Origin of the sequence: Micromonospora sp. NPDC049801 (assembly GCF_040656575.1) — a bacterium.
Classification (GTDB): domain Bacteria; phylum Actinomycetota; class Actinomycetes; order Mycobacteriales; family Micromonosporaceae; genus Micromonospora.
This window is the reverse complement of record NZ_JBFAMS010000002.1, coordinates 211,483-232,721: the sequence shown is the minus strand read 5'-3', so window position 1 is coordinate 232,721 and position 21,239 is coordinate 211,483. Positions and strand designations below refer to the sequence as shown.

The 21,239-nt window shown below is 70.5% G+C and carries 14 protein-coding genes and 1 pseudogene; 6 read left to right on the top strand and 9 right to left on the bottom strand.

Translation table 11 applies throughout. The annotated features are described in order from the left end of the window. Positions 1-151: 151 nt before the first annotated feature. The 3 genes and pseudogenes from glgB to AB0I89_RS04520 all read right to left on the bottom strand — a co-directional run bounded on the left by glgB (position 152) and on the right by AB0I89_RS04520 (position 5,463). The gene (glgB, locus tag AB0I89_RS04530) at positions 152-2,254 is read right to left on the bottom strand and encodes a 1,4-alpha-glucan branching protein GlgB (protein WP_357120039.1); all 2,103 of its coding nucleotides are present in this window, start codon (positions 2,252-2,254) and stop codon (positions 152-154) included. A 497-nt stretch (positions 2,255-2,751) separates the two neighbouring features. Next, positions 2,752-4,806 (bottom strand): annotated as a pseudogene (locus AB0I89_RS04525) (maltotransferase domain-containing protein); the annotation flags it as partial. Between the two features lie 429 nt (positions 4,807-5,235). Further along, entirely contained in the window at positions 5,236-5,463 is a 228-nt protein-coding gene (locus tag AB0I89_RS04520) for a winged helix-turn-helix domain-containing protein (protein WP_355618591.1), read from the bottom strand. A gap of 455 nt (positions 5,464-5,918) precedes the next feature. Between AB0I89_RS04520 and AB0I89_RS04515 the strand changes: the two genes are divergently transcribed. After that, a complete protein-coding gene (locus AB0I89_RS04515) occupies positions 5,919-7,052 on the top strand; it encodes a helix-turn-helix domain-containing protein (RefSeq protein ID WP_357120034.1) in 1,134 nt (377 codons plus the stop codon). Positions 7,053-7,058: 6 nt separating this feature from the next. On the opposite strand, the gene AB0I89_RS04510 is transcribed toward AB0I89_RS04515, so the two are convergent. Then, complete coding sequence (locus AB0I89_RS04510) at positions 7,059-7,613, bottom strand: helix-turn-helix domain-containing protein (protein WP_357120031.1); 555 nt, start codon at positions 7,611-7,613, stop codon at positions 7,059-7,061. A gap of 102 nt (positions 7,614-7,715) precedes the next feature. Here AB0I89_RS04510 and AB0I89_RS04505 point away from each other — a divergent pair, with 102 nt between their 5' ends. From AB0I89_RS04505 to AB0I89_RS04495, 3 genes are read left to right on the top strand one after another with little or no spacing between them, the layout of a single operon-like run. Continuing rightward, the gene (locus tag AB0I89_RS04505; protein ID WP_357120028.1) at positions 7,716-8,132 is read left to right on the top strand and encodes a nuclear transport factor 2 family protein; all 417 of its coding nucleotides are present in this window, start codon (positions 7,716-7,718) and stop codon (positions 8,130-8,132) included. Beyond that, complete coding sequence (locus AB0I89_RS04500) at positions 8,129-8,959, top strand: ergot alkaloid biosynthesis protein (RefSeq protein WP_357120025.1); 831 nt, start codon at positions 8,129-8,131, stop codon at positions 8,957-8,959. The genes AB0I89_RS04505 and AB0I89_RS04500 overlap by 4 nt, the downstream gene beginning before the upstream one ends. Before the next feature lie 45 nt (positions 8,960-9,004). After that, a complete protein-coding gene (locus AB0I89_RS04495) occupies positions 9,005-9,949 on the top strand; it encodes an inositol-3-phosphate synthase (RefSeq protein WP_357120022.1) in 945 nt (314 codons plus the stop codon). Here AB0I89_RS04495 and AB0I89_RS04490 read toward each other — a convergent pair. Next, on the bottom strand, positions 9,921-10,415 hold the full coding sequence (locus tag AB0I89_RS04490) for a hypothetical protein (protein WP_357120019.1): 495 nt from the start codon (positions 10,413-10,415) through the stop codon (positions 9,921-9,923). The genes AB0I89_RS04495 and AB0I89_RS04490 overlap by 29 nt on opposite strands. A gap of 4 nt (positions 10,416-10,419) precedes the next feature. Then, positions 10,420-11,625, bottom strand: a complete 1,206-nt coding sequence (gene glgA / locus AB0I89_RS04485) for a glycogen synthase (protein WP_357120016.1) — start codon at positions 11,623-11,625, stop codon at positions 10,420-10,422. Positions 11,626-11,697: 72 nt separating this feature from the next. Here glgA and glgC point away from each other — a divergent pair, with 72 nt between their 5' ends. Together glgC and pgm are read left to right on the top strand one after the other, a co-directional pair. Further along, entirely contained in the window at positions 11,698-12,930 is a 1,233-nt protein-coding gene (gene glgC, locus AB0I89_RS04480) for a glucose-1-phosphate adenylyltransferase (RefSeq protein ID WP_278138510.1), read from the top strand. A 31-nt stretch (positions 12,931-12,961) separates the two neighbouring features. Next, on the top strand, positions 12,962-14,605 hold the full coding sequence (gene pgm, locus AB0I89_RS04475) for a phosphoglucomutase (alpha-D-glucose-1,6-bisphosphate-dependent) (RefSeq protein ID WP_357120012.1): 1,644 nt from the start codon (positions 12,962-12,964) through the stop codon (positions 14,603-14,605). A 144-nt stretch (positions 14,606-14,749) separates the two neighbouring features. Here the strand turns inward: pgm and AB0I89_RS04470 are convergent, their stop codons facing one another. From AB0I89_RS04470 to AB0I89_RS04460, 3 genes are all read right to left on the bottom strand, one after another. Next, positions 14,750-15,682: an NAD(+)/NADH kinase gene (locus tag AB0I89_RS04470; protein WP_357120009.1), complete on the bottom strand. Its 933-nt coding sequence runs from the start codon at positions 15,680-15,682 to the stop codon at positions 14,750-14,752. A 91-nt stretch (positions 15,683-15,773) separates the two neighbouring features. Next, positions 15,774-18,878, bottom strand: a complete 3,105-nt coding sequence (locus tag AB0I89_RS04465; protein WP_357120006.1) for a M14 family zinc carboxypeptidase — start codon at positions 18,876-18,878, stop codon at positions 15,774-15,776. A gap of 198 nt (positions 18,879-19,076) precedes the next feature. Continuing rightward, on the bottom strand, positions 19,077-20,954 hold the full coding sequence (locus tag AB0I89_RS04460) for a nucleoside-diphosphate sugar epimerase/dehydratase (RefSeq protein ID WP_357120003.1): 1,878 nt from the start codon (positions 20,952-20,954) through the stop codon (positions 19,077-19,079). Positions 20,955-21,239 lie beyond the last annotated feature (285 nt).

Genomic DNA, 21,239 nt, shown 5'->3' with positions numbered 1-21,239 from the left:
CTGCCCTGGTCACTCGCGAGAGATGGAAAAGGGTTCAGGCCGGGCGAAGGACGCTCGGTCGCTCTATGGCGACGCTCGGCATCCCAGAAGGGCATGACACATCGGGGATGTCGAGCGTCCGTCTTGCCTATGAGCCAGCCGCTTCAGCAAGCTATTTCTTAAGCAACCAGATGACGCCCAGTGGGGGGACCTGGAGGGCCCCCGAGGCGACCAGGCCGTGCCAGGGCACGTCCTGGGCGTGCACCTCGCCCAGGTTGCCCACCCCGGAACCGCCGTAGTGGTGGGCGTCGGTGTTGAGCACCTCGGTCCAGGTGCCGCCGGCCGGTAGGCCGATCCGGTAGTCGTGCAGCGGTAGCGCGGAGAAGTTCGCCACGCACACCAGCGTCGAGCCGTCCGGGGCGATCCGGACGAAGGAGACGGTGTTGTTGGCGACGTCGTCGCCGGCGATCCACCGGAACCCGGCTGGTTCGGTGTCCTGCGCCCAGAGCGCCGGGGTGTCCCGGTAGACGCGGTTGAGGTCGCCGACGAGCCGCTGCACGCCGGCGCGGGCCGGGTCGTGCAGCAGGTACCAGTCGAGACCGCGCTCCTCGCTCCACTCCCGGTCGTCGGCCAGCTCGGAGCCCATGAAGAGCAGTTGCTTGCCGGGGTGCGCCCACATGTACGCCAGGAGCGCCCGGACGTTGGCGAGGCGCTGCCAGGTGTCGCCGGGCATCTTGCCGGCCAGCGATCCCTTGCCGTGCACGACCTCGTCGTGGCTGATCGGCAGCACGTAGTTCTCGCTCCAGGCGTACGCCAGGGAGAACGTGAGCTGGTGGTGGTGGTGCTGGCGGTAGATTGGGTCCTTCGACGTGTAGAGCAGGGTGTCGTGCATCCAGCCCATGTTCCACTTGAAGCCGAAGCCCAGCCCGCCGCCGGCGGTGGACTGGGTGACTCCCGGCCACGCGGTGGACTCCTCGGCGATCATCACGACGCCGGCGTGGTGCTTGTAGACTGTCGCGTTCACCTCCTGCATGAGCGCGATGGCCTCCAGGTTCTCCCGACCACCGTACTGGTTGGGCGTCCACTGGCCCGCCTCGCGGGAGTAGTCCAGGTAGAGCATCGAGGCGACCGCGTCGACGCGCAGCCCGTCGACGTGGAACTCCTCGCACCAGTAGAGCGCGTTGGCGACCAGGAAGTTGCGCACCTCGCGGCGGCCGAAGTCGAAGACGTACGTGCCCCAGTCCGGGTGCTCGCCGCGACGGGGGTCGGGGTGCTCGTACAGCGGGGTGCCGTCGAAGCGCGCGAGCGCCCACTCGTCCTTCGGGAAGTGCGCGGGCACCCAGTCGAGGATGACGCCGATGCCGGCGGCGTGCAGGGCGTCGACGAGGTGGCGGAACTCGTCCGGGTCGCCGAAGCGGGACGTCGGCGCGTAGTAGCCGGTCACCTGGTAGCCCCAGGAGCCGCCGAACGGGTGCTCCATCACGGGCAGGAACTCCACGTGCGTGAAGCCCAGCTCGGTGACGTACGCGGTGAGCTGGTCGGCCAGCTCGCGGTAACCCAGGCCGGGCCGCCACGAGCCGAGGTGCACCTCGTACACGCTCATCGGCTCCTGGTGCGGCCGCCGTTCGGCCCGCCGGGCGAGCCAGTCGGCGTCGTTCCACCGGTACGTCGAGTGGTGCACCACCGACGCGGTGGCCGGCGGCACCTCCGCGTACGCCGCCAGGGGGTCGGCCTTGTCCCGCCACTTCCCGTCGGCGCCGAGCACCCGGTACTTGTAGCGGGCGCCGACCCGCGCGTTGGGGACGAACAGCTCCCACACTCCGCTGGAGCCGAGCGAGCGCATCGGCCAGCCGTCGTCCGCGCCCCAGCCGGTGAAGTCACCGATCACGCGGACGCCCTGGGCGTTGGGCGCCCAGACGCTGAACGCCACGCCCTCGTCGAAGACCCGCGCGCCGAGCGCTTCCCACAGCCGCTCGTGGCGGCCCTCGCCGATGAGGTGCAGGTCCAGCTCGCCGAGGGTGGGCGGGTAGCGGTACGGGTCGTCGTGCGTGGTGCCGTCGACCTCCACCCGGTAGTCGAGCACGTTGCCCTCGACCTGCGCCTCGAAGATGCCCAGGTCGTGCACCCGCTTCATCGGGTGCCGGTCGTCGCCGACGAGCAGCGCCACGTCACCCGCGCCCCGGCGCATCGTGCGGATCGTGGTCGACCCCTCGGCGGGGTGCGCGCCAAGCAGCGCGTGCGGGTCGTGCGTCACACCGGTGATCAGCTGGTCCATCGGTCGTCCTTCGAGGCGGGAGCGGTCGGCGCGGGGCGGGACGGGCGGGTGGCAGCCGGGTGGGGCGCGGACGGGCGGCCGTCCGAGGACTGGGCGGCAGCCGCACGGGCCGCGGCGCGGGACGCCAGGGTGGCCGGCGTCGCCGCACTGCGGGCCGGGGTCGCCGCCGCCGCGGCCGGGGCAGATGGCGGGGCGGCTGAGGCAGAGGGCGCGGCGGCCGGGGGAGATGGCTCGGCAGCCGGGGCAGGTGACTCGGCGGCCGGGGGAGATGGCGCGGCGGCCGGGGCAGAGGGCGCGGCGGCCGGGGGCGGCGTCGTGGTGGCTGGGGCGGGCGGCGCGGTAGCCGGGGCGGGCGGCGCGGTAGTCGGAGTCGGGAGCGCGGTCGCCGGCGGCGCGGTGGGCGGGGACGACGGCTGGGTAGCCGAGGGCTCTGCGACGCTGGCCGGGGGCTCTCCGACGCTGGCCGGAGGCGGTGGCTCGGTGGCCGGAGGCGGTGGCTCGGTGGCCGGGGTCGTCGGCGCGGTGCCGCCGGACAGCTCGTCCGGCACGTCGGCGACGGTGAGATCCGCCGGTTCGACGCCGGCCGGCTCGGGCACGGCGGGCGGCGTCGGGCGGCGGATGGTCAGCACGTGCGCCGGTTGCAGGTACGGGTCGAGCCGTACCGCGTTGCGTTGCCCCCAGTCGTAGCTGGTGCCGGTCAGCTCGTCGTACACGGTGAAGCGCTCGTGCCAGTCGAACCCGAGCGCGGGCATGTCGAGCGTGGTGTTGCCCCACTGCACCTCGCGGGAGTCGAACGAGCAGACCACGATGACCGTGTTGCCGGTCTCCGGGTCGTGCTTCGACCAGCAGAGCAGCGCCGGGTTGTCGATCTCGTGGAATTGCAGGTTGCGGAGCTGGTGCAGCGCCGGGTTGTCGCGGCGTACCCGGTTGAGGGTGGTCAGGAACGGCGCGAGCGAGCGGCCCTGCGCCTCGGCGGCGGCCCAGTCGCGGGGACGCAGCTCGTACTTCTCGTTGTCCAGGTACTCCTCCGCGCCGGGGCGGGCCACGTGTTCGAACAGCTCGTAGCCCGCGTACAGGCCCCAGGAGGGGGAGAGCAGCGCGGCCAGCACCGCCCGGATCTTGAACATCGGCGGGCCGCCGTGCTGCAACGATTCGTGCAGGATGTCCGGCGTGTTCGGCCAGAAGTTGGGCCGCATGTGGTCGGCCGACTCGACCAGTTCCTCGCAGTACTCCCGCATCTGCGCGGCCGTCGTGCGCCAGGTGAAGTAGGTGTACGACTGCGTGAAGCCGATCTTGCCGAGCCCGTGCATGATGGCCGGCCGGGTGAACGCCTCGGCCAGGAACAGCACGTCCTTGTCGACCTTCTTGACCTCGGCGATCAGCCAGTGCCAGAAGTCGAACGGCTTGGTGTGCGGGTTGTCCACCCGGAAGATCCGGATACCCTCGCCCACCCAGTGCAGCACGACCCGCAGCACCTCGGCCCGGATGCCCTCCGGGTCGTTGTCGAAGTTGACCGGGTAGATGTCCTGGTACTTCTTCGGCGGGTTCTCCGCGTACGCGATGCTGCCGTCGGCCCGGGTGGTGAACCACTCCGGGTGCTCGGTGACCCAGGGGTGGTCCGGCGCGCACTGCAACGCCAGGTCCATCGCCACTTCCAGGCCCTGCGCCGCAGCGGCCTCGATGAAGGCCCGGAAGTCCGCCGGCGTACCCAGGTCGGGGTGGATCGTGTCGTGGCCGCCCTCGGCGGCGCCGATGGCCCAGGGCGAGCCGACGTCGGTCGGTCCGGCGGTGAGCGCGTTGTTGCGGCCCTTGCGGTTGACCCGGCCGATCGGGTGGATCGGCGGCAGGTAGAGCACGTCGAAGCCCATCGCGGCCACGCCCGGCAGCCGCCCGGTCGCGGTGGCGAAGGTGCCGGAGCGCCCACCCGCTGCTCCTTCGGAGCGCGGGAAGAACTCGTACCAGGCCGAGAAGAGGGCCCGCTTGCGGTCAACCCAGAGGGTGTACGCGTCACCGACCGTCACCAACTCGCGCACCGGGTGCTCCCAGAGCAGGTCGGCGAGGGCCAACGCCGGCCCGACGCGCTGCGGTAACGGCAGATCGGTGGCGGCGAGGGCGGTGAGCGCGTCGGCGACGCTCGCGCGGTCGGCGGCCGGCACCAGGTCCGTGGCGGCGGCCAGCACCCGGGCACCCTCGGCCAGGTCGTTGGCGAGATCCTCCGGGCCCTGCCCGGCGGCGATCTTCTTGGTCACCGCGTTCTGCCACGTCAGGTACGGGTCTCCGAACGCCTCGACCGTGAAGGTCCACGCGCCGACGGCGTCCGGGCGGATCGTGGCGTGCCAACGGTCCTGGCCGGGCTCGCCGGGGCGCATCCGGGTGAACGGCCGTTTCTCGCCGTCCGGGCCGGCCCACACCACGTTGCAGCCCAGCGCGTCGTGCCCCTCCCGGTAGGCGCGCGCCGACACCGGAACCGGCTCGTCGACGACCGCCTTGGCCGGGTACCGCCCGCACGAGACGACGGGGGAGACGTCTTCGATCGGGAACCGTCCTGTCACCCCGCCAACCTACTGTGCGAGATCGGCTCGCGCGCGGCCAAGCACCCGCCCGGTGGGCACCCGACCCAAGATCCGCTCACTTTCGGGGAAACTGCTGCATCGCAGCGCGTTGAGACAGCAGTTTCCCCGAAGTTGCGCGGATCTCCGCGGCTCGGTGGGTAGAGGCGTCCATCTGACCGGCCGCTCCCGCCTTGATCCACTCGCGTTACAGGAAACCGCGGTGTCAGTGCGCGTTCGATGCCGCGATTTCCCGGAAGGCGAGTGGATCAAGACCGTGTGGCACACACGAACGGGCCAGGTGGGGGGTTCTGGAGCGCGGCCCGTGGTGGCATTCGGGCGGCGATGATCGTTGGCGCCTCGGCAGCAATGCGCTCGGCGTGTCGTACCGCTCAGCCGCCAACGATCGAGGGAGCGACGTTGTGCTCGGGCTCAGGCGGGCGGGTTCGGTGCGACGAACGAGCCCTTGCCCTGGCGAGTGACGATCCAGCCTCGCTCCTCGAGAATCCGAAGGGCGTAACGCACAGGCCACGCGCTCGACTGGTACTGCTCACGCATCTCGGCGATGGACGGCAGTTTGTCGCCCGGTTTGAGGGTGCCGCTGCGGATTGAAGCAGCGACGTCATCGATGATCTGCTCGTACAGCGGTGCTTGCGGCATGGTGGCGCCACCTCTCGTCAGCGCACCGATCTTCGCACTCTGGGTAACTCGCCGTGCATGCTCTGTTGACTGTGACGGCAGTGCCTTCTAAGTTGGGATGGGTAGGGGTTCTCTCGTCAGCAACGGAGTGCCTCCAGCCGGGGCGGGAGTGCCCGCAGGTCGCTTCCGCCCCGGGTCGATCGTCCGGTCAGCCGCCGTTCCCCAATGTTCGCCATCTCGATCGCGCTGGTCAGGAGGCACGATGTATGAACGTTCGCCGGATGGGCCGTTGCCACCGGCCAATCCCGTTGCCGGTGCGCGTCCTCGGCTGCCGGACGGGGATCAGGTGCCCTGTCCGCCGCTCCCGGCGCGGGCGTCGCTCACCCGGCGGCAGTACCTCTACGGACTCGTGATCGCTGTGGTCGTACTCCTGTTGTTTGTTCTTGGGGTCGTGCGGTGAGCGCGACGGGCCGGCGGTGAACGAGCTGCCGGTGGGTCGCCGGGTCGCCCAGTGGCGGGTGCGGCGCAACATGACGCAGCAGCAGTTCGCGGACCGGCTCGGCAAGTCGAAGAGTTGGGTGGACAAGGTCGAGCGTGGGGTACGCCGGTTGGAGCGGGTATCGAACCTCCGGGAGGTCGCCGAGACGTTGCGCATCGACGTGGAGGTCCTGTTGGCGGCACGGCCAGTGCGGCCGACTCCGGTCGTGGCCGGGGTGGACGGGGTACGGGCGGCGCTGGCCCGGTACCACCTACCGGGCGCGGACCGACTGCCGCTGGCGGAGGAGTTGCGGGCCCGGCTGGAGCATGCCGAGCAGAGCTATCGCCACGCTCGGTACCCAGCGTTGCTGGCACTGTTGCCCGGCCTGCTCGACGCGGCCCGGGAAGCACACGCGGCTCGCCCCGGCGCGACGGACGCGCTGCTGGTGTCGGTGTACGCGCTCATCGCCCTGGCGCTGGTCAAGGTCGACCAGGGGGACCTGGCCTGGTTGGCCGCCGACCGGGGAATGGCAGTCGCCTTGGCGACCCACGACCCGCAGTTGGTCGGCCTCGCCACCGTGTCACTGAGTCAGGCCCTGCGATCTCGTGGTCGACGACGATCCGCCCTGGACGCCGCGCTCGTCGCCGCCGAACACATCGATGTGTCTCGGGCCGGTGACGACTCTCCGGCTGGCGCGCTTCGAGGCGTGCTACTGATCCAGGCTGCGCTCGCCGCCGCGGGTGGCAAGGACCAGGCCCGCGCACTCCGCGCGCTCGACCAGGCCACGGGGATCGCCGGCTGGGCGGTGGTCGAGGCCGCCCGAGTGGTGGCCGAGGCGTCCCTTGGCGACGTCACCACGGCCTCGGCTCGGCACGAGCGGCTGGTAACCGGCGAGGAGTGGCGGTGGCTGCCGCCCGAGCACCGTGCCGCGTACCTCCTCGATGTGGCCCGCGCCTACGCGCTGACCGGCGACATGCTTCGGGCTGGCCGGGCGCTGCTCGACGCGGAACGCACCGCACCCGGCGAGGTGCACGACCGCCCGGCGGTACGAAAGCTGGTCACGGTCATGTGGCGGTCCGCCGACGCGCCAGCCGGCATCGTTCAGCTCGCCACCACTCTCGGTGTCGCCTGACCGCCGTCACATCGTCTTCCCGTCGTCGCCGAGTACGGAGCCGACAAGTGCGTCCAGTCCCGCGTGCCACCGAGCTTCGGGCCAGTCGCGCAGGTGCTCGACCAGGTCGCTGCGGACGGCGGCGAGCAGCGCGTGGGCCAGGTAGTCCGCCGACTGCGGGCCGCGTGCCTCGGTGACGAGGCCGGCGAGCAGGGCGTGCCAGTGGTCGTACGCCTCGTTGCGGTACGGGCTGCCGCCTCCGGCGCTCTCCAGCGCCAGCGTGAGCACCCGGTTGTCGAGCTTGAAGCGCAGCATGGCCCGCAGCAGGTCGACGGCCTGTTCCGCGGCCGGCCGGGTGGGTGACACCGCGAGCGCGTCCCGCAACCGCAGTCCCCGTTGCTCGTAGAGCGCGCGGATGAGCCCGATGCGGTCGCCGAAGCGCCGGAACAGGGTGCCCTTGCCGACGCCGGCCGCGGTGGCGATGTCGTCCATCGACACCTGGTCGGGGTCGGTTGCGGCGTCGAAGAGACGCCCGGCGGCGGCCAGCACCGACTCCCTGTTGCGCAGCGCATCGGCCCGCATCGGACACCCCTCTCGCCAAACGGACTGCCGGTCCGTATAGTCGAAGCGGACCGGCGGTCCGAATCTTATCGTGGCCGTGCCGGACGACGAAAGGACGAGATCATGTCGGACCACCCCACCGCGGTGTTCCATCGCGCCATGGAGCTGCTGCTCGCCAAGGACATGGCCGGGTTCATCGCGCTGTTCGCCGAGGACGCGGTGCTGGAGCTGCCGTTCGCGCCGCCCGGCCAGCCGCGCCGCGTAGCCGGCCGCGCCGAGCTGCACGACTACCTGATCAACTACCCGGCCCTGCTCGACGTCCGCGAGATCCACGATCGAACCGTGCACGAGACCACGGATCCAGAGGTCGTCGTCGTCGAGTTCGCCGCCTCCGGTGTCGTCGTCGCCACGGGTCGGCCGTACGAGGTGCGCTACATCGCCGTGCTGACCATTCGCGACGGGCGGCTCGTGCGCTATCGCGACTACTGGGATCCGATCGCCGCCCAGGAACTGCTCGGCGGCGGCCTGGTGCGCTCATGATCCTGGTCATCGGTGGCACCGGAACCACCGGCCGCATCGTCGCCGCCACGCTCGCCGAGCGTGGTCACCCCACCCGGATCGCCAGCCGACACCCCTCGACCGGAGGGTTCCGCTTCGACTGGTACGACCCGACCACCCACCCGGACGCGCTGGACGGCGTACGCGCGATCTACGCCATCCCCCCGGTCGGCGAGGTCGATCCGGTGCCGGTCATGCTGCCCTTCCTCGAACGGGCGCGTAGCGCCGGTGTCCGCCGGGTGGTTCTGCTCAGTTCCTCGGCCATTCCGCCCGCCGGACACGGGCTGGGTCTGGTGCACGCGCGGCTGGGTGAGCTGTTCGCGCAATGGGCGGTACTGCGGCCGTCCTGGTTCATGGAGAACTTCGTCGGTGAGCAGCCGCACGCCGTCAGCGCCCGCGAGCAGGGCGAGATCGTCAGCGCCACCGGCACCGCCCGGGTCGGCTTCGTCGATCCCGCCGACATCGCCGAGGTGGCGGTGCGGGCTCTCACCGACCCGACGCCGCACAACACCGACCACCTCATCACCGGACCGGAGGCGCTGAGCTACGACGAGATCGCCGCCGTCCTCACCGAGGTCGGTGGCCGGCCGGTCGAGCACCGTGCGATCGACACGGCGGAACTGACCGCCCGCCACACCGCGAACGGCATACCGCCGGACTTCGCCCGCTTCCTCGCGAGCCTGGACACGGCGATAGCGGCAGGGGCGGAGGACCGGACGACGTCGACCGTCGCGGACGTGACAGGTCGCCCGCCCCGAACCTTCCGGGACTTCTGCCGGGACCGGCTGCGCGGCGACCGTCCCGGCTGACGCTCGATCGGCGTCTACTCATCACAAATGGCGTAGCCTCCGCTCATGATCAAACGGGTCAGGGTTGCGGTTGTCGGTGTCGGCAACAACACGTCGGCGCTGGTGCAGGGGCTGGCTCTCTACCGCCAGAGCGGCAGCCTGGTCGGAATCCGCAGAGAAATGATCGACGGGCTCGGGGTGGGCGACATCGACGTCGTGGCGGCCTTCGCCACCTCCGAGGAGAAGATCGGTCGGGACCTGACCGAGGCGATCTTCCTGCCGCCCAACAACTTCCCCCGACTGAACTGCGACCTACCCCGAGCAGGTGTGCCCGTCACGAAGGGCCTCGTCGACGCGACCGGGGTGGGGCGGGTGGCGGCGGCGCTTGCCGAGGCGGAGGTGCTGCTCTACTCGGCGCCGAGCGGCCGGCCGGAAACCGCTCAGGCGTACGCCGAGGCAGCTCAGACGGCCGGTGTCGCCTTCATCAACACCACCTCGGACCCGGTCGCACGCGATCCAGGTTGGATCGACAGGTTCGAGGCGGCCGGGCTGCCGCTGCTCGGCGACGACCTGGCCAGTCAGTTCGGCACCTCGGTACTGCACGACGCGCTGCTGCGGCTGCTCCAGGAGCGGGGCCTCACCCTGGACAGCTCCTACCAGGTCAATTTGGGCGGCACCGAGGACTTCCGCAACCTGGTCGAGAACCCCAACACCAAGAAGCAGTCCAAGCTCAATGCCCTGTCGGGCGCGAACGGCGTCGAGGTCGCCCCGCTCGGCTACCTCCCGCATCTCGCGTCGCAGAAGGTGGCCCACCTCAACCTCGAGGCGCGGGGTTGGGGTGAGACGGCGGTGAGCCTCGACGTGAAGCTGAAGGTGCACGATCCGAGTGGCGCTGCGGGAGTCAACATCGACCTGATCCGCATCGCGGCCAGCGCGCTTAGAGGCGGACGTGGTGGTTACCGCGCCGAGGCGACGTCGTTGCTCAAGTCCCCTCCCGGGACGGCGGTTTGAGCCCGGCGGTGAGCAGGCGTTCGATCCGGGCGTACTCGGCGGCCATCTCCGGGGTGGCGAGGACGTCGTCGAGGTCGGCCGAGACCTGGAAGTCGACCTCCTCCACCGAGCGGATGGCCAGCTCGTAGATCTCCCCGCGCGCGTTCTCCTCCAGGTAGGTGGTCCAGTGCTCCAGCGCGGTGAAGGCCGTCAGGAGACCCTGATCGAGGTCACTCTCGGCGAGAATGCCCTCGTCGATCCGTACCAGCAGCGCGCGCAGCTCCGTCGCGTCGGCCGTCCGCACGTTCTTGCGGGCGCTGGTGAGCGCCGCCCACCCGTCCTCGGTCATCTCGTCGTCGACGGCGGTGTCGAGCAGATCGTCCCGGGTCAGCCGGGTGACCGTGTCGAGGCCGAACGCGCGCAGGTCGTCGTCGCCCGCCGCGACCACGAGTGCGAGGATCGCGGCTTCGAGTTCGTCGTACCGCATGTCGTCAGCGCCCGCCGACGGAGCGGTACACGTCCAGGGTCTGCCGCGCGACGGCATCCCAGGAGAAGTGCTCGACCGCCCGCCGTCGACCGGCCAGGCCGAACCGCTCGGTACGCGCCGGGTCGGCGAGCAGCGCGTTGATCGCCGCCGCCAGGTCGGCCACGAACGTCTCCGGCTTCAGCGGCGTCCCCGACCCGTCGGTGGCCTGCTCGATCGGCACCAGCAGCCCGGTGTCGCCGTCGGCCACCACCTCGGGGATGCCGCCGGTGGCGGTCGCCACCACGGCCGTCTCGCAGGCCATCGCCTCCAGGTTCACGATGCCCATCGGCTCGTACACCGACGGGCAGACGAAGACCGTCGCGTGCGTGAGCACCTGGATCACCTCGGGCTTGGGCAGCATCTCGGCCACCCAGACGACGCCGGAGCGGTTGGCCCGCAGCTCGGCCACCAGCTCCTCGACCTCGGCGGCGATCTCCGCCGTGTCCGGCGCGCCGGCCAGCAGCACGAGCTGGGTGTCCGCCGGCAGCTCCCGGGCGGCCCGCAGCAGGTAGGGCAGGCCCTTCTGCCGGGTGATCCGGCCCACGTAGACGACGCTGGGCAGCGCCGGGTCGATGCCGAGCCGGTCGAGCACGTCGGTGCCGGAGTCCGGGGCGTACTGCACGGTGTCGATGCCGTTGTAGACGACCTGGACCTTCGCCGGGTCGATCTGCGGGTACGCGGTCAGCACGTCGCCGCGCATCCCACCACTGACCGCGATGATCGCGTCGGCCGACTCGTACGCCGTGCGCTCGATCCACGAGGAGAGCGCGTAGCCGCCGCCGAGCTGCTCGGCCTTCCACGGCCGCAGCGGCTCCAGGCTGTGCGCGGTCACCACGTGCGGCACCCCGTGCAGCAGCTTCGCGGTGTGCCCGGCCAGGTTCGCGTACCAGGTGTGGCTGTGCACCACGTCGGTGCCGGCGGCGCCGGCGGCCATCTCCAGGTCCACGCCCATGGTCCGCAACGCGGCGTTCGCGCCGGTCAGGCCGGGCGGATCGGCGTACGCGGTGACGCCCGGCTCGGTGCGCGGCAGGCCGAAGCAGTGCACCCGGACGTCGGCGAGGCGACGCAGCTCCCGGGCCAGGTACTCGACGTGCACGCCCGCGCCGCCGTAGACCTCCGGCGGGTACTCGCGGGTGAGCAGGTCGACGCGCAGCGGGGTGGGTTCCGTCATGACCCCGCACCCTAGTGCAGAAGACTCCCCGTACGAGTGGTGAAGTGGCACGCGGGTGGATAGCGTCGGGGCATGGCTGCCAAGGTTCTCGCGATCGTCCTGGCGGGTGGTGAGGGCAAGCGCCTGATGCCACTCACCACGGATCGGGCCAAGCCGGCCGTCCCGTTCGGCGGGATGTACCGCATGGTCGATTTCGTCCTCTCCAACCTGGCAAACGCCGGCTATCTCAAGATCGTCGTGCTGACCCAGTACAAGTCCCACTCCCTCGACCGACACATCACCAAGACCTGGCGGATGTCCACGCTGCTCGGCAACTACGTCACCCCGGTGCCGGCGCAGCAGCGTCGCGGCCCGTGGTGGTTCGCCGGCTCGGCCGACGCCATCTACCAGAGCTTCAACCTCATCAACGACGAGCAGCCCGACTACGTGATCGTCTTCGGCGCCGACCACATCTACCGGATGGACCCCCGGCAGATGGTGGAGGACCACATCGCCTCCGGCGCCGCGGTGACCGTCGCCGGCATCCGCCAGCCGCTGTCGATGGCCGACCAGTTCGGTGTCATCGAGGTCGGCGAGGACGGCCGGAAGATCCGCGCGTTCCGCGAGAAGCCCACCGACGCGGTCGGCCTGCCGGACGCGCCGGACGAGATCTACGCCTCGATGGGCAACTACGTCTTCACCACCCGGGCCCTGTGCGAGGCCGTGGAGCGCGACGCCGCCGACAAGAGCAGCAAGCACGACATGGGCGGCAGCATCATCCCGATGCTCGTCGAGCGGGGCGAGGCCAACGTCTACGACTTCCGCGACAACGAGGTGCCGGGCAGCACCGACCGGGACCGGGGCTACTGGCGGGACGTGGGAACGCTCGACTCGTTCTACGACGCGCACATGGATCTGATCAACGTGCACCCCGTGTTCAACCTCTACAACTTCGACTGGCCGATCTACACCGAGCAGCCGCCGTGGCCGCCGGCGAAGTTCGTCCACCAGTGGGGTGAGCGGGTCGGCCGGGCGGTCGGCTCGATGGTCTCGCCCGGCGTGGTGATCTCCGGCTCGCTGGTGGAGAACTCGATCGTGTCGCCGAAGGTCCGGGTGCACTCGTGGGCGCACGTGGAGGGCTCGGTGCTGATGGAGGGCGTCGAGATCGGCCGACACGCGGTGGTCCGACGGGCGATCCTGGACAAGAACGTGTTCGTCCCCGAGGGCGTCGAGATCGGCGTCGACCTGGAGAAGGACCGCCAGCGCTACACCGTCTCCGACAACGGCATCGTGGTCATCGGCAAGGGCCAGAAGGTCGAGCCGTGACCGACCCGCACACACCGAGGAGGATCCCGCAGTGACCCACCCCCGTGCCGGCCAGCCCGCCGAGCCCGCCGACCTGGTCGACGTGCCGCGCCTGGTGACCGCCTACTACGCCGAGCATCCGGACCCCGCGGACCCGGCGCAGCAGGTCTCCTTCGGCACCTCCGGTCACCGCGGCTCCAGCCTGCGCAACGCGTTCAACTCCGACCACATCGTCGCGGTCACCCAGGCGCTCTGCGACTACCGGCGGGAGCAGGGCCTCGACGGCCCGCTGTTCCTCGCCCGGGACACCCACGCGCTCTCCGCGCCGGCCGCCGTGGACGCCCTCGAGGTCCTCGCCGCCAACGGCGTCACCGTGCTGGTGGACAGCCGCGACGGCTACACCCCCACGCCGGCGCTGTCGCACGCGATCCTCACTCACAACCGGGGTCGTACCAGCGGCCTCGCCGACGGCATCGTCATCACCCCGTCGCACAACCCGCCGGACGACGGCGGCTTCAAGTACAACCCGACCAACGGCGGGCCCGCCGACACCGACGTCACCCGGTGGATCCAGGACCGCGCCAACAGCATCCTCGCCGCCGGGCTCAAGGAGGTCCGCCGGATCACCTACGCGCGGGCCCGGGCCGCCGACACCACCGGGGAGTACGACTTCCTCGCGCACTACGTCGACGACCTGCCGGCCGCGATCGACATCGACGCCATCCGTGACGCCGGCATCCGCATCGGCGCCGATCCGCTGGGCGGTGCCAGCGTGGCGTACTGGGGTGAGATCGCCGAGCGGCACCGGCTGGACCTGACGGTGGTCAACCCGACGGTCGACCCGACCTGGCGGTTCATGACCCTGGACGGCGACGGCAAGATCCGGATGGACTGCTCCTCGCCGAACGCTATGGCGTCGCTGATCGCCGCCCGCGCCGACTACCAGATCTCCACCGGCAACGACGCGGACGCCGACCGGCACGGCATCGTCACCCCCGACGGCGGCCTGATGAACCCCAACCACTTCCTGGCGGTCGCGATCGGGCACCTGTTCCGCACCCGCGCCCACTGGGGGCCGGCCGCCGCCGTCGGCAAGACCCTGGTCTCGTCCTCGATGATCGACCGGGTGGCCGCCGATCTGGGTCGGCCGCTGTTGGAGGTGCCGGTCGGGTTCAAGTGGTTCGTGCCCGGCCTGCTCGACGGGGCGGTCGGCTTCGGTGGCGAGGAGAGCGCCGGGGCGTCGTTCCTGCGCCGTGACGGCTCCACCTGGACCACCGACAAGGACGGCATCCTGCTCTGCCTGCTGGCCTCCGAGATCCTGGCCACCACCGGGCGCAGCCCGAGCGAGCACTGGGCGGAGCTGGCCGAGCGGTTCGGCGCCCCCGCGTACGCCCGGATCGACGCCCCGGCCACCCGCGAGCAGAAGGCCGTGCTCGCCAAGCTCAACCCGGATCAGGTCACCGCCACGGAGTTGGCCGGCGAGCCGATCACCGCGACCCTCACCACCGCCCCCGGCAACAACGCCCCGATCGGTGGCCTGAAGGTCAGCACGAAGTCCGGCTGGTTCGCCGCCCGTCCCTCGGGCACGGAAGACGTCTACAAGATCTACGCCGAGTCCTTCCAGGGCCCCGACCACCTGAAGAAGATCCAAAAAGAAGCCAAAACCCTGGTAGACCAGGCCCTGACCCAGGCCTGACCCCTCCGGCCGCGTTGATCAAGAGGTTTCCGTCACGCCGCCCGGCGTGTCGTGACGCAAACCTCTTGATCACGCGGCAGGTGCGGTGGTGGGCGCGGCAGGGGTGGTGGGGGTGGGGGGCGCGGGGGGTGGGGGCGTGGGGGGTCAGCAGGGTGGGGGGTCGGCGGGTGGGGGGAGTTCCTGGCTGCGGCGGCGGAGTTCTTCGGGGAGTAGTTCGCGGAGCTGCTCGGGGAGGAACGGCAGGTCGAGCAGGGTCATCTTCAACTGGTTGCGCTCCTGGTAGCGCAGCGGGTCGAAGCGGACCACCAGGCCGGCGTCGCGGCGGTACGAGATGTCCACCGCCCCCTCCGTCGCCGCGTCGCGGAAGACCAGACCGTCCATCTCCACGACGACCGGCGACGAGTTGGGCTGTAGCTCCAACCGGATCTTCTCGTCCGGGGAGAGCACCACGGCACGGGAGATACCGGCCATCGGCGCGGCCGGCGTGATCACCACCGAGTCCGCCGCCGGGGAGATCAGTGGACCGCCGGCCGCGTAGCTGTACGCCGTCGAACCGATCGGGGTGCTGACCACCACGGCGTCGCTGCGGTAGTAGCCGTACTGCTGGCCGTCGATGGCGAGCGTGACGCTGACGAAACCGGCGCCCGGCTGGCGGACCAGCGCGATGTCGTTGAATGCGACGACGTCGTCACCGCACACGTCGCAGGCGAGACACGCGTGCGACTCGACGGTGAAGTCCTTCGACAGCAGCCGGCTCAGCGCGTCGGGCAGTCCCGGCGGTTCGATCTCGACCAGAAACCCCAGACGACCCAGGTGTACGCCGAGCACCGGCTTCGGGTCGCGGACGGCGGAGCGCAGCGCACCCAGCATCGTGCCGTCACCGCCGATGCTGATCAACGCGTCGGCGCGGGATGCCACCTGGTCCGCCGGCACCGGTTCGACAGAGGACGGGACGCGGTGCTGGTCCTCCTCGGACACGTACAGCGTCTTGCGGTGACGCGTCGCCCACCGTTCGATGATTTCGACCACCTCGGTGACATCCCGGGTGGGGTGCAGCACAAGTCCCAGCCCCGACACCCGTCCAGCTCATCACATCGGTGCGGGGCGCACCCGGCGTACGCCGAAGGTGCGCCGACGGTCCGTGGACCGCCGGCGCACCTCGCCGCCGTCAGGGGCGGCGTTGACCGGTGAGGTGGGTCAACGAGCGGGCGACCAGGTCATCGCGGGTCGCTGGGGAGAGGCCCTCCAACCCGAAGCCCAGGTACACCGTGTCCCCGGTGACCACCACGGAGCCCTCCTCGAACGCCTGCTGGCTGCGCGACCAGTCGTTGGCGTTGCCGCCGGAGCCGGCCGGCGGCCCGGCCACCGTCCAGCCGCCCAGGTCGGCGGACTCGAACGAGGTCTCCGCCACGGTCGCGGAGTCGACAATTACCCGGGCGTCGTCCAGGAAGACCCCGAGCCCCTGGGCCCCCCAGTCCGAGGCGTACGTGATTGACACCTCGACCTGCTTGCCGGCGTACGCGGTCAGGTCGACCACGAACTCCTTCCACCCACTCGACGTCCCGGTCGCCGCGTTCCAGCTTCCGGTGCTCCCCGAGGGGGAGCAGCCCGCGCCCTGGTAGTGGGCGAGGAAGGGGTGCAGCTGGCCCCAACCCGAGGCGCAGCTCTCCCCGGTGACCGTGCTGGTCTTGCCGTTGACGTCCGGCAGTGTCGTCCAGTTGTCGCTGCCCACCTCGTGGGCCTCGACGAAGAGGAAGTCCCAGTTCTGCTCGATCTCGTACGAGGTGAAGAAGCGCAGCTCTGAGCTGGTCGCCCCGCTGAGGTCCACCGTGCGGGTGAGCCGCTTGTACGACTCGTTGGCCTGCCCGCTGTACAGGTACCACTCACCCGTACGCGGGTCGAACGGTGCGCCGCCCGGTCGAGTCCAGCCCACCGGCGCGGAGCTGGCGAACTGCGGGAACTCGTCCGGCGGCAGGAAACTCGACGTGGCCAGGAACGACGCGGTGTGCCCCTGGTTCTCCGCCGAACCGGCCGCGTTGAGCTGCCCGTTGAAGCCGGTGAACGTGCCGTCGCGGCCGGCGACCGGGAACGGCTCTCCCTCCGGCGCGGTACCGCCGTCGCTGACGTAGGTGTGCGCTCCCAACCAGTACTGCTGGAAGTCGTTCAGCAGCGGCAGGCAGGCCGGATCGTCGGCGTTGGTGCACTCCGGCGGCGCGTCCGGGTGGTAGACGTACGAACCGTTGGCGCCCTGGGCGTACAGCGCGTACTGGCCGCTGACCAGGAGCTTGCCACCCTCGTTGAGGTAGTCCCGCACGGCCAGTTCGGTGTCCAGCGCCGCCTTGGCCGCGGTGCCGGCAACCTGGCCGGGGGAGCGCATGATCACGTCGTCGCCGGTCTCCCACACCACCGCCTTGTAGTGCGACAGCACGCCCAGCGGATGGGGCGCCTTGCGGCCCATCGCGTCGAAGTCGTACACGTCGCTGCTGCGGCCGGCGGCGCTCAACGATGCCGCGACCTCGTCGGCGTACTTGGCGGTGGTGCCGGTCTGTGTCGGGCTGAGGCCGGTGACGTCCTCCATCGCGAGGACCAGCACGTCGCCGCCGATGTCGGTGTGCACCTGGTAGGTGAAGTGTTCGCTGGCGACCACCCCGGACCGGGGTTTGTTGCCGGTGAACCAGACCTCCACCCGGTCACCCGGTTTCGTGCCGCCGACCGTGCCGCGGAGCTCCGCGTAGTAGTCGTCGTGAGTGTCGCCGTACCGTTCGCCCCCGCGCCACTCGCGGACCGCGACGGTCTTCGGTCGCCCGCCGTTGACCGTGTAGTGCATCTTCACGTTCTTCAGCGCCCGCCGGGTGATGGCGGCGACCTGCTGGGTGCGCCCGTACGAGGTGTCGAAGGCGTCCACCACGAAGTCCGGGGTGCTCCGGCCGACCACCGACACCGGCTCGTCCGGGTGCGCCGCCGACTTGGCCACGGCGAGCGCGAACGGCAGGTTCTTGCGCACCTCACCAGCGATCAACGTCTCGTCGTCGGGGAAGATGAAGCCGCTGACGCAGTCCTCCGGGCGCCACTCGTCGTCCGGGTCGACCGCCGAGGCGGCCTCACACGTGGACATCTCGGGGGTGAAGCCCAGCGCGCCGTACCGGACGGTGGCGTGGCTGTCGGTGTCACCGTTGGTCGTGTACAGCTCGGCGGAGATGTCGGGGTCGTAACCGGGCACCGCCGGGTGCGCGTCGTCCCCGGCCATCGCCTTGTAGATCTCGTCGTCCGGGCTGGGGGTGCTCACCTGCCAGCCGATCCCGTAGAGCAGCAGCTCGGCCGCCGAGTGGTAGTTGACGAAGAATTCGAACCCGACCCGCTTGAAGAGCTGGTCCAGGGCCTTGGTCTCCGGCTCCGAGTTGGGGCCCGGACCCCGGTAGGTCTCACTGTTCGGCTCCGGTGACGAGCCCTCGTTGTCGTACCCCCACTTGTAGGCGAAGTTGCGGTTGAGGTCCACGCCGTCGCCGGAGGTGATCTGCCCGTCGCCGTTGTTGTCCCGCAGGTTCTTGCGCCACAGCCGGTTGCCGGTGGTGAAGGTGAAGTCGTAGCCGTCCGGGTTGGCCACCGGCAGGAACCACAGCTCGGTCGTGTCCAGAAGTTTCGTGATCTCCCGGTCGGTGCCGTAGCTGTCGAGCACGTGGTGCATCAGTCGACGGGTCATCTCCGGCGTGATCCACTCACGGGCGTGCTGCGCGCCGGCGTAGAGCACGGCTGGCCGCTTCCCGTCCGCGACGGTCCGCGCGTTCTTGGTGACCTTCACGGCGACGATCGGCTGGCCCTGCTGGGTACGGCCGATCGTCTCCACCTTGGTCAGCTTGGGATAGCGGGCCGCCGTGGCGTTCAACTCGTCGCGCAGACCGCCCGGCTCCCCATAGGGCCGGAACGCCGTCCAGCCCGCCGCCGCCTGCTCCCGCAGCGCCTGTGACGCGTCCTTGCCGCGCACCTTCTTCACCGACAACGGGACGCCCTGGTCGGTCAGCCGCTTCGCCTGCCGGCGACTGAGCACCGTCTCGACGGTCGTCCTGCCGGTCGAGTCGGTCTTCGCGTCGTGGCCGAGGTCGACCCCCGCCGCGCGTAGCTGGTCCCGCTGTTTCGCGTCGACCGTGCCGACGTAGACCTCCAGGCCGTCGCGGGCGCCCGGTTCGGACGGTGGCTTCGCGCTTGCCGGCGGGGTTAATGCGAGTGCGCCGAGCAGGGTGACCACGCTGGCGATCGCCAGTCGTCTCGGTCTCATCGCGCCTCCTTGGGTGAAGGACCTGTAGGCGCGAGCTTTCGGTGTGGCGTGATTGATGTCAATCGGTCGATGGGCGGGTCGTTGCTGTCCGCGTCGATGCCGGAGCCAGCTGTGACGGGTGGCGGGTCGGGTGGGAAGGCTCCGTCAGCTCGCACCGGGGCCGACGCGGGGTGTGCGCCGGCCCCGGTTGCGACGGCGTCAGCGGGCCAGCGGGATCCCGGTGCGGCGGTCGGAGAACGGACCGGGCAGGATGCCGCAGAGCCGGGCTAGCTGGTCGGTGACCTTGTCGGGTTCGTCGAACGGGTCCAGTCCACTCACCTCGAAGGGGTCCAGGACCGGTACCGTCACGTGCGAGATCAGCGGGTGCAGCGGCCGGCGGTCCGCCTCCCCCTTGCCGAACAGGTCCTCGTGCAGCTTCTCCCCGGGTCGTAGCCCGGTGTAGACGATCGGGACCGGGCTGGCCGCCTGCTCCACCATGCGCCGGGCGAGATCGTCGATCCGTACCGGTTCGCCCATGTCGAGGACCAGGGCCTCCCCGCCGCGCCCGATGGCCGCCGCTTGGAGAACCAGGTGTACCGCCTCCTGCACCGTCATCAGGTACCGGGTCACGTGCGGGTCGGTGACGGTCAGGGGCTGTCGCGCCTCGATCTGCCGCTGGAAGGCGGTCACCACGGATCCCCGGCTGCTCAGGACGTTGCCGAACCGGACGCTCAGGAAGGTGCCCGGGTACGTGGCGGCGGCGTGCGCGGTCAGCATCTCGGTGATGCGCTTCGAGTAGCCGAGCACGCTTATCGGGTTGGCGGCCTTGTCGGTGGAGATGTTGACGAAGCGGGTGACATCCCGGCAGGCGTCCAGGACGGTGAGCGTCCCCCAGACGTTGGTCTTGACCGCCTCACCCGGGTGGCGTTCCAGCAGGGTCAGATGCTTCAACGCGGCCGCGTGGAAGACGATCTCGGGGCGGCGCTCCCGCATGATGCGGCGTACACCTTCGTCGTCCCGTAGGTCGGCGAGAATGAGTTCGGGGCCGTCCAACAGCGCGCGCCCGGTGAGCGACATCTGGAGGCTGTGCAGGGCCGACTCGTCCCGGTCCAGCATCATCAGCTCACCGGGGTTGGCGCGCATGATCTGCCGGCACAGCTCCGATCCGATCGAACCCCCGGCACCGGTGACCAGAACACGTCGACCGGTCAGCCCGTTGTCGTCCAGGGTCAGGTCGCCGACCACCTGCCGGCGGCCGAGCAGGTCGCTGATCTGGACGTCCCGTACGTCGCTGACGGTGATCCGGTGATCCACCAACTCCCGGACCGGCGGCAGCACCTTGAACGCCGCCCCCGTGCGTAGGGTCGCCTCCCGCACCTCCCGGATCAGCATGGCGTCGGCGTTCGCCACGGCGAAGATGACAGTGGTGGCGCCGGTGCGCTCGATCACCTCGACGAGGTGCTGCCGGCCGCCGAGCACCGGGACACCTGCGATGCGCAGGTCGTGTTTGCCCGGATCGTCGTCGAGCGCGCCGACGGGAAGGTAGCGGCCCTTCGGGTCGCTGAGCATCGCGCGTACCAGCCCCTGCCCGGCCTCGCCGAAACCGAAGAGGAGCACCGGGGTGGCCGAGCGGGCATCGGGTCGCATCGCGCGGTCGCGCCGGTGGCGGTGCAGAAGACGGCAGCTGAGCATCAGCAGCAGCGCCAGTGCGGCACCGATCACGGGGGTGCTGGCCGGCACTGGGCGTTCGCCCATCGAGAGGAGGGCGACGAGGACGATCGCGGCCGTGGTGGCGGTGGTGCCGGCGAGTCCACGGACTTCCTCGACGGTGCCGAGAGGCTGACGACCGGAACGAATACGACGCAGTGCGCTGACTCCGACATGCAGCACGGCGGCACCGCCACCGAGCAGTACCGCATTGACCGCTTGGTCGACGGTGAGGGCCATCTCGTACCTGGCCCAGCCCGCGACCGTGAACCCGCCGACCCAGCCGAGGGCGTCGGCGGCGAGGAAGATGGCAGTCCGACGGCGGCTCACCCTGGCCCGGCCGGTGGCTGTTGACGCCGTTGGCTCAACCCGTTGCATCTCCGGGGGCATCTACGACTCCCTGTCCTGTCCGTGGCCGAAGATGACCCAGGGCAGGTCAGGGGGCCACGGCCATCCGCTACCTGCTTAGCGGAATATGCGGCGCCGAATCCGGTTTTCACATTTCTATGACCGGTTGTCTGATTTATGGCCGGGAAGTCCGACGGATCTACGCGCGAGGCTCGCGTCCGCAAGGGCGTTTCGCCCGGTCGGTTGGCTCGTTGGGTCAGGAGCGACCATCCGTATCTCGAAGGGGGCCCGCGCGCAATGACCTGGCCCGGGGCTGCCCTCTTCCCC